The following is a 12,476-nucleotide window of genomic DNA, read 5'->3' as shown; positions in this document are numbered from 1 at the left end:
GCAGGATGCCCGTCACCAACTGAAGAGAAATGCCGCTACGTCCGCTGTCGACACACGATTGTGACGCGTTGCATTCGCATGGGGTTTTCTTGATTCTTATCGAACATATATGTTTCTTTGTAAGTCAGCATGATAGGCGACGGCTACGGCCAACCGAAGGAACCAGGGATGAGGCACAGGGTATCGTGACCGTACCGCCGCTGAATCAGGTGATCGCCGCCAAGGTAGCCGCGCCCCGGAACGGACGACCCAACGCCGAGGGCTCCGCCCTGGTCGGCCTCTACCGCAAGGTGACCCCGCACCGTCTCCGCCGGGTGGTCGCCGACCGTTACTCTCCCGAGGCCCGCCGCCGCGTCAAGCAGTCCATCGGCTCCCTCGGCGTCGGTCAGATGCTCGGCAAGGTGCGCGGAACCCGTCTGGCCACCGTGCACCGTTCCCTCCTCGCCGGATCGGGTGCGCTCGTCATGACCGTCGGCGGGCGCCCGCGCATCGCCTTCGTGGACGCAGGCCTGTCGCCCGAGACCACCCGCCGCATCGGCCTCGGTGCGGTCACCGAAGCCCTCGACGCGGCAGGGGTGGACTACTTCTGCGTGCGCAACCAGGAGCGCCGGGCTTCGACCGTGGCCGTCGCCGCCTCCGACCGCGCCCGCGCCGTCACCGCCCTGCAAGAGCTGACCCGGACGGTGCCCGCCTACTTCGGCCCCAGCGGCCCCCACGACAAGCGCGTCCTCCCCGCCTACCAGGCCGCCAACTGGCGCCGGTTCGCGCGCGCCCGCGCCCTGCGCCTGTTCTGGTACCGGACCGACCCCGGCCAGAACCTCGTCATGGGGCACGAGCACGGCTGCGACATCGAGTTCTGGGCCGCCGAGGGCGACCAGCTGGTCGCCCCCCGCCGCAACTCCATCACCGAGTCCGTACCGGTCGCCGGAGCCTCCGTGGAGGTCCCCGTGACCACGTTCACGGCTCCCTGGGGCAGCCGTACCACCACGGACATGACGGTGCGCACGCGTCCGGAGTTCACGACCACGCTCCCCCGGGACATCACCTTCCCCGTCGACGTCGTCTACACCTGGGTCGACGGAACCGAAACGGAGTGGCTGCGCCGCCGGTCCAAGTTCTCCGGCGCCGACTACCACGCCGAAGCGGCGAACGCGGCGCGCTACGCCAACCACGACGAGCTGCGGTACTCCCTGCGGTCGCTGGCCATGTACGCCCCCTGGGTCCGCAACGTCTACATCGTCACCGACGACCAGACGCCGGACTGGCTGGACACCGAACAGCCCGGGATCAAGGTCGTCAGCCACCGCGAGATATTCGCCGACCAGTCCGTGCTGCCGACCTTCAACTCGCACGCCATCGAGAGCCAGCTGCACCACATCGAGGGCCTCTCGGAGCACTTCCTCTACTTCAACGACGACGTGTTCCTGGGCCGGGAGATGGCCCCGAGCGGGTTCTTCCTCGCCAACGGCCTGACCCAGTTCTTCCCTTCGCCCGCACTGGTGCCCCTGGGTCCGCCGTCCGCCGACGACGTGCCGGTCTCCGTCGCCGGAAAGAACAACCGCGCCCTGATCCAGGCACGCTTCGGAACCACGCCGACGCAGAAGATGCGGCACGTCCCGCACGCCTTGAACCGCACCGTCCTGGCCGAGATCGAGGACGAGTTCGGGGAGCAGCACCGGGCCACCGCCGCCAACCGGTTCCGCAGTCCGCAGGACATAGCCATACCCTCGTCCCTGCACCACTACTACGCCTTCCACACCGGGCGGGCACTGGCCGGGGACCTGGAGTACAGGTACATAGACGTCTCGCTGCCCAATGCGGCCAACCGCCTGGACCAGCTGCTCCTCGCACGCGACCGCGACGTGTTCTGCCTCAACGACACGCTCTCGACGGAAGAGGACTTCGAGACCAGCAGCGGGCTCCTGCGCACGTTCCTGGACGCGTACTACCCCGTTCCCAGCCGCTTCGAGCGATCCGCGTAACCATGGGAGAAGCACCGTGACCGTACGTCCCCCCACACGGCGCACCGTGGTCACGGGTCTCCTGGTCCTCGCCGCGGCGGGGTGCACGAGCGGTCCGGACGGCAAGAAGCACCCGTCGAAGGCCCCGGCGCCGGCCCGGGCCTCCGTTCCCCCGGCGAAGGACGGCATGAGCGGCGCACGGATCATGCAGATCGTGGCCCATCCGGACGACGACCTGTACTTCATGAACCCGGAACTCCAGCAGTCGATCAGCGACAACGACCGGCTGGTCAGCGTGTACGTCAACTGCGGCGAGAGTTCGGGCGTCAACAAGGTCCCCGGCGCCAAGACGCCCCCCGAGCCCGACGTCCCGGGCTACGCGGGCGCCCGCCGCCAGGGCCTGCGCCAGGCCTACGCGCTGATGGCGACCGGCAAGGACCAGGCGCCCTGGAAGGCCGAGGCCAAGACCCTGCAGGACGGGACCCCCGTCGAGGTGGACACCCTCGAGGGCCACTCCGGGGTCCAGCTCGTCTTCCTCGGCGTCCGACAGCACTCCACGGGCGGCGGCGCGAGCAACGCCCTTCCGGTGCTGTGGTCGGACCCGGCCGCGTCCACCAGCACCCTGGTCTCCACCGGTTCCCCCGTCACCGCCTCGCACGAGGTGACCCGCGAGAGCCTGATCGCCAATCTGGCCGCGCTGCTGAACGAGCACAAGCCCACCCTCGTCCGCACCCTCGACCCCGACCCCGACTCCCAGGTCCACGACTCGAAGAACCGCGCCCACCACGACCAGCCCGGTTACTCCGACCATCCGGACCACACGGCCGCGGCCCTGTTCGCGTACGCCGCCCTGGAGCGCTACAAGGGGCCCGGCGAAGGCCGTTCGCACACCGTCGTGAGCTACCGCGGGTACTACAACGAGCGGTGGCCGGACAATCTGCCGCCCCAGATCCAGCGTGCCAAGGCCGACGTGCTCAACGCCTACGGCGGCTCGCCGGACCGCTGCGACTTCGAGGCCGGCTGCGGAGACTACGACGTCGGCCAGGACCGCTCGTACGGCCCGGGCTGGCTCCAGCGGACCTCCCAGCGCCAGCCCACCGCGGCGCCCCGGATCCAGCAGGCCCCCGACGGCCGCCTCACCGCGTTCTGCGTCCTGGGCGGCCGGGCAGCCATGTGGCAGGAGTCCAAGCCCGGCAGCGGCAGTTGGGGCGAGCCCACGCTGCTCGGCGGCGACGGACTGCTGCCCGGGCTTGCCGCGGTCCTCACCGAAGACGGCCGCTGGCAGCTGTACGCCCAGCGCGTCGCCGGTCTCGGCTCCGATGCCCAGGAGAACCTGCGCGAGCTCGTCATGGCCGAACAGCGCAAGACCGACGGCCCGTTCGGGGCCTGGACCTCGCTCGGCAACCCGGAGAAGGACCCGGAGCGCGGCCGCCGCACGGGCGCACCCGTGGTGGCCGTCGCCGGCGACGGCACCGTCCACCTCTTCGCGCGCAACTGGTCCAAGGGCGTCTCCACCCGGCTCCGGCGCAGCGGCGAGAGCACCTGGAGCAACTGGCGCGACCTCGGCGGAGCCGAGGTGCAGGAGGGCCTGACCGCCGCCACCGACGCCAAGGGCCGTGTCCACCTGCTGGCCGCCGGGCACGACACCGTCCACCACTGGACGCACGACCAGCCGGGCCAGGACCTCGCCCCGGTCCCCACCGGCCTGCCCGCTCCCGCGGACCCTCCGACCGTCCTGGCCCGCCCCGACGGCTCGCTGCTCCTGGTGTTCCGGCAGCCGAAGACGGCTCGCCCCCAGCTCCACCGCCGCGCGGCCGACGGCAGCACGTGGACCGACGGAAAACTCGATCTCGCGGGCCGCGGCTACGGGCCGCTCGCCCTCCACCCGCTCCGCGACGGGGTGCTCGTCGCCGCCCGCAACAACGACGGCGGCACCAGTCTGGCCACGCTCGAAACCGGCGTCACCCCCCGCTGGAACAGCATCAAGGGTGCCGTGGTCGGCCAGGCCGCCCTGGCCTCCGACTCCGCCGGCCGTCCCTTCCTCGCCCGCCTGGCGCCCGACGCGACCCTCGTGACGAGCCCCGTTCCAGAGAACAGTCGCTGATGACCACTCCAGCTGTCCCCGCCGTCATACCCGTCCACGCCGCGGTTCCCCGCCCCGCCGCCGCTCCCGCCCGGAGCGGCCGCCTCTACACGCTCGACGGGCTGCGCCTGCTCGCCGCACTGATCGTCGTCGCCTTCCACTTCGTCGCCTTCGACGACTGGGCGACGCCGGTGTGGGGCAAGTCCACCTCCGTCATCTTCCCGACGGCACACCCGATCGCCTCCTACGGCTGGCTCGGTGTGCAGCTGTTCTTCCTGATCAGCGGCTTCGTGATCTGCATGTCCTGCTGGGGACGCACGGTCAAGGAGTTCGCGATCTCCCGGGTGATCCGGCTCTACCCCGCTTACTGGTTCGCCGTCCTGCTCACCGCCGCCGTGATGCTCTGGTCCCACGGGATGAAGCAGACCGGGATCACCCCGGGCAAGATCCTGTCGAACCTGACGATGCTCCAGGAACCGATGGGTGTCGGCGACATCGACCCCGTCTACTGGACGCTCTGGACCGAGCTGCGCTTCTACCTGCTGTTCGGCATCGTCGCCGCGCTGGGCCTCACCTACCGCCGCGTCGTCACCTTCTGCGGCATCTGGCTGCTGATGTCCGTCCTGGCACCGCACTCCGGCATCGACCTGATCAAGCTCATGGCCATGCCCGATGCCGCCCCGTTCTTCGTCGCGGGCGTCGTGATGTTCTTGATGCGCCGGTTCGGCACCAAGCCCGAACTGTGGCTGCTGCTCGGCATGTCCTGGCTGCTCGCCCAGAACCAGTTGCACGCCCTGCTGAAGACGGCCGAGGGCTCGGTGAAGCACCAGCTCTCCTGGACCGTCTGCCTCGCCGTCATCACGGTGTTCTACCTGCTCGTACTGGCCGTGGCCCTCGGCCGGCTGCGCTTCTTCAACCGCAAGTGGCTCACCACCGCCGGAGCGCTCACCTTCCCGCTGTACCTGCTGCACGAGGAACTGGGCTGGGAGATCATCCGGCGCCTGCACACCGACATCGCGCCCTGGCCGCTCCTCGGTGGCATCCTCGCGGTCATGCTGCTCGCTTCCTGGCTCGTGCACCGCTTCGTCGAACGGCCCAGCGCGAAGGCCATGAAGAAGTGGCTCACCGGCGCCGGGGCGGTCGGCGCCCGGCGCTGACCCGCCGCAACACGACGTACGCGAGGGCGGGACGGAAACGTCCCGCCCTCGCCCGTTCCTGATCAGTCGGTGCCCGCCCGGCCGTGCCGCAAGAATGGGAGGCATGACCACCGACAGCGATGTGACCACCACCGCCACGCCCGACTGGGAGAAGCGTTTCCGGGCCCCCCGCGTGGGACTGCCCGACTGGGCCGAGGACGCGCCCGACCGCTCGCTCTTCGTCTCCAACGCGACCGGGACCTTCGAGCTCTACGCCTGGGACCGCGCCACCGGCACCCAGCGGCAGGCCACGGACCGGCCGAACGGCACCACCGACGGGGCGCTCTCCCCCGACGGCGAGTGGATCTGGTGGTTCTCCGACACCGACGGCGACGAGTTCGGCACCTGGGTGCGCCAGCCCTTCGCGGGCGGCCCCGACGAGCCGGCCACCCCCGGGCTGGAGCCCTCGTACCCCTCCGGGCTGGCCATCGGGCGCGACGGGACGACCGTGGTCGGGCGTTCCACCGACGAGGACGGGACCACCATCCACGTCGTGCGGCCCGACGGGACGGAGCCCTCCGTCGTCTACCGGCACCGCGAGTCGGCCGGGGTCGGCGACCTGTCCCGCGACGGGACCCTGCTGGCCGTCGAGCACACCGAGCACGGCGACGCCATGCACTCGGCGCTGCGCGTCCTCACCCTGGACGGCGCCACCGTCGCCGAACTGGACGACTCCAAGGGCGGTACGGAGGAGCTGGGCCTCGGCGTGCTCGGCTTCGCGCCCGTCGAGGGCGACACCCGGCTGCTCGTCGGGCACCAGCGCCACGGCCGGTGGGAGCCGATGGTCTGGGACGTGGCGGCCGGTACCGAGGAGGAGCTGGCCCTCGACCTGCCGGGCGACGTCGGCGCCGAGTGGTACCCCGACGGGTCCGCGCTGCTGATCGACCACAGCTACGAGGCCCGCAGCGAGCTGTTCCGCTACGACCTGGCGGCACGGGAGCTCGTACGGCTGGACACGCCGCCCGGGACGGTGTCGGGGGCCACGGCGCGGCCCGACGGGTCGGTGGAGTACCAGTGGTCCTCGGCGGCCGAGCCCTCCGCCGTGCGCTCGACGGCGGGCGGGGTCGTCCTGGACCCGCCCGGCTTCCGGCCGCCCCGCTCCGTACCCGTCGAGGACGTGTGGGTGGAGGGTCCCGGCGGGCGGATCCACGCCCTCGCGCAGCGGCCGCAGGGCCACGGGGACGGCCCCTTCCCGACCGTCTTCGAGATCCACGGCGGGCCCACCTGGCACGACAGCGACGCCTTCGCCGCCACCCCGGCGGCCTGGCTCGACCACGGCTTCGCGGTGGTCCGGGTCAACTACCGCGGCTCGACCGGCTACGGCCGCGAGTGGACCGACGCCCTCAAGCACCGCGTCGGCCTCATCGAGCTGGAGGACATCGACGCCGTACGGGAATGGGCGGTCGCCTCGGGCCTCGCGGACCCGGCCCGCCTCGTGCTGTCCGGCGGCTCCTGGGGCGGCTACCTGACCCTGCTGGGCCTCGGCACGCAGCCGGGCGCCTGGGCGGTGGGCCTGGCCGCCGTGCCGGTCGCCGACTACGTGGCGGCCTACCACGACGAGATGGAGGCGCTGAAGTCCCTGGACCGCACCCTCTTCGGCGGCACCCCGGAAGAGGTCCCGGAGCGCTTCGCGGCCTCCTCGCCGCTGACGTACGTGGACGCGGTCAAGGCACCCGTCCACATCGCGGCGGGCCTCAACGACCCCCGCTGCCCGATCCGGCAGATCGAGAACTACGTGGACCGGCTCGCGGCGCGCGGGGCCGAGCACGAGGTCTACCGCTACGACGCCGGACACGGCTCGCTCGTCGTCGACGAGCGGATCAAGCAGGTCCGCATGGAGATCGACTTCGTGCTGAAGCACCTGCCGCGGTAGCCCCGCGGCGGCCCCGGCCCCGGTGAACCGGTGCACCCCCCGTACGGTGGTGGGGTGCACCGGTTTCTCCTGACCCCGCGCTGGTGGGGGATCAATCTCTTCGTCGTCCTCGGCGTGCCCTTCTGCCTGTTCATGGGCACCTGGCAGCTCGGCCGGTTCGAGGACCGCGTCGCCACGCACGAGGAGGCGACCAGCGCGCGCCCCGCCGACCGGGCGGCCGCCCCGCTGGACTCGCTGCTCCCGGTGGACAAGAACACCTCCGGACGGATCGCCTCCGTCTCCGGCGAGTACGCCGACCAGCTGCTCGTCCCCGAGCGGCGGCTCGACGGGAAGTCCGGCTTCTACGTCCTGACGCTGCTCAGGACCGACACCGGCAAGGCCGTCCCCGTGGTCCGGGGCTGGCTGCCGGGCACCGCCGACGCGGGCCGGGCTCCGGCGGCGCCGACCGGGCGGGTCGAGGTGACGGGTGCGCTGCAGGCCTCGGAGAGCTCCAGCAGCAAGGGCGTCTACTCCTCGGGCGGGCTCCCGGCCGGGCAGCTCGGCGTGATCGGTGCCGCCTCGCTCGTCAACATCGTGCCCTACGGCCTCTACGACGCCTGGCTGACCGTGCAGACCCCGGCCGACGGGATGCTCCCGGTGCCGGCGCAGGCTCCGGTCAACACCGGGCTCGACCTCAAGGCCTTCCAGAACCTCGGCTACACCGGCGAGTGGTTCGTCTTCGCCGCGTTCGTGCTGTTCATGTGGTTCCGGCTCTACCGGCGCGAGGTGGAGACCCTGCGCGACGCGGAGGCCGGGCTGCTGGAGGAGCCGGAGCCCGGTCCGGCGGAGCAGCCGCAGCCCGCGGGGACGGCTACGTCAGCCGCAGCCCCCGGGGACCGCTAAGGCTTCGTCGGCTCCGCCAGCGGGATGACGCCCGTCCGGTAGACCGTCCCGCCGCACGCGTCGGGGATCACCGTCTGCGTGGTCGGTGCCCCCGGCAGCGCCGTGCTGGGGGTGTGCGACACCTCCACACCCACCGGATCCGGCGCCGGTGCCGGTGCCGGGTGGGGCTCCGGGTCCTTCGCGATCGCCGCGCCCCCGTCCACCGCCGCGGCGGACGAGCCGCCCTGCGGGGGCTTGGCTCCGGACGAACCGCCGCTCGGCGCCTCGCTCGCCCCCGTACAGCCCTTCCCCGAGGGCACCCACGCGAAGCGGACCTCGTACGCCGCGTTCGGCGCGAGCAGCATCAGCGGGGCCTCCGCCGAAGGGTCGGGCAGCAGCCCGGTCGCCGGATCGCCCGTGGCATGGCCGACGACGGCCACCCCGGAGCCCGTCCCGCCGGGGCCGGTCCCCGCCGCCTCGGCGGTCACGGTGTCCGGACCCAGGACGGTGCAGCCCCGCGCCGAGACGTTGGTGACCTTGAAACTGCCGTAGACCTTGCCGTCCGCCTCCGGGGGCCGGGCACTGGCCGACACCCCGAGCTGTCCCGCGACGCAGCCGGGCACGCCCGGGGCCGCCGGCGGAGGCAGCATGCCGGTGCCCGAGATCGCCGAGCCGTCGGGCAGGGTGACCGCGCCGCCGGACGGGCCGGTCCCGGGCTGGCCGGAGCCGGGGAACCCGGTGCCGGACGGAGCGGGCACGGCGCCGGTGGTCCCACCCGCGCCCTGGCCCGTACCCGTGAACGGGGAGGCCTTCGGGCCGGTGGTGGCGCCGTTCTGGTGCGGGTCGGAGGGTCCGTCCGGCTGGCCGGAGCCCTGCTGGCCGTGGCCCGCGATCGCCGAGTGGTCGGTGGACTCGCTCCTGACCCCGCTCATGTGCAGGGCCGCCGGGACCGCGGTCCCCACCAGCAGCGTGGCCGCCGCGGCGGCCACGAGGACCTGCCGCTTGCGGGCCCGGCGCGCGGGCACGGCGTACCGCAGCCGCTCCAGCGCGTCGCCCGCGGGGTGGATCCCGCCGACGGCCCCGCGCATCAGCGCCCGGAGCGCCTGCTCATCGCGGCTCGCCATCGTGTCCTCGTGCTCGTTCATGACTGCGCAGCCTCCATCGCCACCCGCAGCGCGGCAATGCCCCGCGATCCGTACGCCTTGACCGAACCGAGCGATATGCCCAGCGTCTCGGCGACCTGGACTTCCGTCATGTCCGCGAAGTAGCGCAGCACCAGCACTTCTCGCTGGCGGCGCTGGAGTCCGCGCATCGATTTGATGAGATCGTCCCGTTCCAGCAGGTCGTAGGCGCCTTCCTCGGCGCTGGCCATGTCCGGCATCGGCTTCGAGAGCAGCTTGAGGCCGAGGATGCGGCGGCGCAGGGCGGAGCGCGAGAGGTTGACGACGGTCTGGCGCAGGTAGGCCAGGGTCTTGTCCCGGTCGCGGACCCGGCTGCGCGCCGAGTGGACCCGGATGAAGGCCTCCTGGACCACGTCCTCGCAGGACGCGGTGTCGTCGAGGAGCAGCGCGGCGAGGCCGAGGAGCGAGCGGTAGTGGGCCTGGTAGGTCTCGGTGAGGTGGTCGACGGTGGTCCCCGCCACCACCTCGGCGGTACCGGCCGCGTCGGCGGCCCCGGCCTCGTAGGCGGAACCGGCCGCCTTCGCGGGCCCGGTGCTCCCGGTGGCCTCCGCGCTATCGCGGGGGCCGGGCACGCGGCCACCCCGGGTCGGAACTGTCGAGGCTTCGGGCAGTGCGGGAACGATCACGGTGAAGCCGCCGGGTGTACGCGACCGCGGGCGCGGCGGGATCGTCCCGATACGCACCGGTTTGACCGGGAAGTCCAGCAATGCTTCTGCCACGCCAGTTGGACACGCGTCCCCCCATCAGGGTTGTACGCGCGGGGCAGACTGATCGGCGTCGTTCCCATTGCCCTCATGCGTAGGAGTTCTCCCCCGCGGCCCCGTCGTTCGAGGCGGCCTCCGGGTCATCACCTTGGTCAGGGGATCACTGATGATCCTACAAAGCGAAAGGGCCGAAATCTCCCGCGATCAGCTCCGCGGTGTGTGTGGCGTTCAGCGCAGAGCCCTGGCACAGGTTGTCCGCGCAGACGAAGAACTCCAGCGCACGCGGGTCGTCGAGCGAGGCCCGCACCCGCCCCACCCAGGCCGGATCCGTGCCCGCGGCGTCCGAAGGGGTCGGGAACTCCCCCGCCGCCGGATCGTCCACGAGGACCACCCCGGGCGCGGATTCCAGGATCTCCCGGGCGTGACCGGCATCCACCTCGGCCTCGAAGCGGGCCCGCACGGTCAGCGAATGCCCGGCCAGTACGGGGACCAGTACGCAGGTCACCGCGACCGGCAGCTCCGCCAGGTCCAGGATCCGGCGCACTTGCGCCCGTACGGCCAGCTCGTGCGAGGACCAGCCGCCGTCCCGCAGCTCGCCGGACCAGGGCACGACGTTGAGCGCGAGCGGAGCCGCGAAGGGGCCGGTGTCCTCGCCCACGGCACGGCGTACGTCCCCGGGCTGCTCCCCCAGGGTGGATCCGGCGACCAGCGACAGCTGGCGGCGCAGCGCCTCGGAGCCGGCCCGCCCTTCGGCGCTCGCGGCCTGGTAGGTGGAGACGGCCAGGTCGGCCAGCGCGTACTCGGCGTGCAGCGCGCCCAGCGCCGCGATCATCGCGGCGGTCACGGAGTCGGGACCGGCGACGATCCCGCGCGGCCGGATCCGTACCACGTGCGCGTTCACCTCGGGCACCACCAGCGGCACCTCGGGGTCCTCCCGGAACGCCGCGGACTGGTCCACGACGACGACACCGCGCGCGGTGACCACGGGAGCCCACCGGGCCGAGACCTCGGCCGGGGTGAGGAAGATCGCGACATCGCCCGCGCCGAGGCCGTCGAAGGCGTCCTCGGTGAGGGCGAGCACCTCGACCTCCTCGGTGCGCACGGCCAGCCGTCGGCCGGCCGAGCGCGAGGAGGCGATCAGTCGTATGTCGCCCCAGACGTCCGCCCGCTGCGAGAGCAGCCGAAGGACGATGGAGCCGACCGCTCCGGTCGCCCCGACCACGGCGAGTGCCGGAGCCGGGGCCGACCGGGCAGCGGTCATCGTCCGGAGCCTCCGTAGACGACGGCTTCGTCGGTGTCGGAGTCGAGACCGAAGGCCGTGTGCACGGCGCGGACGGCCTCGTTGACGTCGTCCTGGCGGGTCACGACCGAGATGCGGATCTCGGAGGTCGAGATCAGCTCGATGTTGACGCCCGCGTCGGACAGCGCCTGGAAGAACGAGGCGGTGACGCCCGGGTTCGTCTTCATGCCCGCGCCGACCAGGGAGATCTTGCCGATCTGGTCGTCATAGCGCAGGGAGTCGAAGCCGATGGTGCCCTTCGCCTTCTCCAGGGCGTCGATGGCCTTGTGGCCCTCGGTCTTGGGGAGGGTGAAGGAGATGTCCGTCAGGCCCGTGGACGCGGCGGACACGTTCTGCACGATCATGTCGATGTTGATCTCGGCGTCCGCGATGGCGCGGAAGATCGCCGCGGCCTCGCCCGGCTTGTCCGGAACGCCGACGACCGTGATCTTGGCTTCGGAGACGTCGTGAGCGACTCCGGAGATGATGGCGTGCTCCACCTGCTCTGCCCCTTGCGGATTCTCGTTGCTGACCCAGGTGCCCGGCAGTCCAGAGAAGGACGAGCGGACGTGGATCGGGATGTTGTAGCGGCGTGCGTACTCGACGCAGCGGTGCAGCAGCACCTTGGAACCGGAAGCCGCGAGCTCCAGCATGTCCTCGGAGGCGATCCAGTCGATCTTCTTCGCCTTCTTCACGACGCGGGGGTCCGCGGTGAAGACTCCGTCGACATCGGTGTAGATCTCGCAGACCTCGGCGTCCAGCGCCGCGGCGAGCGCGACGGCGGTCGTGTCCGAGCCGCCGCGGCCCAGGGTGGTGATGTCCTTGCTGTCCGCCGACACGCCCTGGAAGCCGGCGACGATGGCGATGTTGCCCTCGTCCAGCGCAGTGCGGATACGGCCCGGCGTGACATCGATGATGCGCGCTTTGTTGTGGACCGAGTCGGTGATGACGCCTGCCTGGCTACCGGTGAACGACTGGGCCTCGTGGCCCAGGTTTTTGATCGCCATGGCCAGCAGGGCCATGGAGATCCGCTCTCCGGCGGTCAGCAGCATGTCGAATTCTCGCCCGGCAGGCATGGGTGAAACCTGCTCGGCGAGATCGATCAGCTCGTCCGTCGTGTCGCCCATCGCGGAAACCACGACGACCACCTGGTGGCCGTTCTTCTTGGCATCCACAATTCGCTTGGCGACGCGCTTGATGCCCTCGGCATCGGCTACGGAGGAGCCTCCGTACTTCTGCACGACAAGGCCCACGTGCGCTCCTCGCTCAGTCTGTCTCATTGCTGGTGCAGTCTAACGAGCGCCCGGGATCCGACCGCCTCGTACCACATCATGAGAC

The 12,476-nt window shown here is 71.6% G+C and carries 9 protein-coding genes; 5 read left to right on the top strand and 4 right to left on the bottom strand.

Going from position 1 to position 12,476, the window contains the following annotated elements:
• Positions 1-209 precede the first annotated feature (209 nt).
• The 5 genes from OG490_RS20325 to OG490_RS20305 all read left to right on the top strand — a co-directional run bounded on the left by OG490_RS20325 (position 210) and on the right by OG490_RS20305 (position 7,995).
• Positions 210-1,982: a stealth family protein gene (locus tag OG490_RS20325; protein ID WP_443065965.1), complete on the top strand. Its 1,773-nt coding sequence runs from the start codon at positions 210-212 to the stop codon at positions 1,980-1,982.
• A 16-nt stretch (positions 1,983-1,998) separates the two neighbouring features.
• Complete coding sequence (locus tag OG490_RS20320; protein WP_330297718.1) at positions 1,999-4,065, top strand: PIG-L family deacetylase; 2,067 nt, start codon at positions 1,999-2,001, stop codon at positions 4,063-4,065.
• Positions 4,065-5,201, top strand: coding sequence for an acyltransferase family protein (locus tag OG490_RS20315; RefSeq protein ID WP_330297717.1), 1,137 nt, complete (start codon positions 4,065-4,067; stop codon positions 5,199-5,201). The genes OG490_RS20320 and OG490_RS20315 overlap by 1 nt, the downstream gene beginning before the upstream one ends.
• Positions 5,202-5,304: 103 nt before the next feature.
• The gene (locus OG490_RS20310) at positions 5,305-7,113 is read left to right on the top strand and encodes a S9 family peptidase (protein ID WP_330297716.1); all 1,809 of its coding nucleotides are present in this window, start codon (positions 5,305-5,307) and stop codon (positions 7,111-7,113) included.
• A 54-nt stretch (positions 7,114-7,167) separates the two neighbouring features.
• Positions 7,168-7,995 (top strand): SURF1 family protein, encoded by an 828-nt coding sequence (locus tag OG490_RS20305; RefSeq protein WP_330297715.1) that lies wholly within the window; start codon positions 7,168-7,170, stop codon positions 7,993-7,995.
• On the opposite strand, the gene OG490_RS20300 is transcribed toward OG490_RS20305, so the two are convergent.
• The 4 genes from OG490_RS20300 to OG490_RS20285 form a co-directional block, all read right to left on the bottom strand.
• Positions 7,992-9,119, bottom strand: a complete 1,128-nt coding sequence (locus OG490_RS20300) for a hypothetical protein (protein WP_330297714.1) — start codon at positions 9,117-9,119, stop codon at positions 7,992-7,994. The two genes, OG490_RS20305 and OG490_RS20300, sit on opposite strands and share 4 nt — an antisense overlap.
• Positions 9,116-9,859, bottom strand: coding sequence for a SigE family RNA polymerase sigma factor (locus OG490_RS20295; protein WP_443065964.1), 744 nt, complete (start codon positions 9,857-9,859; stop codon positions 9,116-9,118). Before OG490_RS20295 ends, OG490_RS20300 begins: the two co-directional genes overlap by 4 nt.
• Before the next feature lie 172 nt (positions 9,860-10,031).
• A complete protein-coding gene (locus OG490_RS20290; protein WP_330297713.1) occupies positions 10,032-11,120 on the bottom strand; it encodes an aspartate-semialdehyde dehydrogenase in 1,089 nt (362 codons plus the stop codon).
• Positions 11,117-12,391 (bottom strand): aspartate kinase, encoded by a 1,275-nt coding sequence (locus OG490_RS20285; RefSeq protein ID WP_330297712.1) that lies wholly within the window; start codon positions 12,389-12,391, stop codon positions 11,117-11,119. The genes OG490_RS20290 and OG490_RS20285 overlap by 4 nt, the downstream gene beginning before the upstream one ends.
• Positions 12,392-12,476: the final 85 nt, after the last annotated feature.

The organism is Streptomyces sp. NBC_00503, assembly GCF_036346895.1.
Taxonomy (GTDB): domain Bacteria; phylum Actinomycetota; class Actinomycetes; order Streptomycetales; family Streptomycetaceae; genus Streptomyces.
This window is presented reverse-complemented; position numbering and strand designations above follow the sequence as displayed.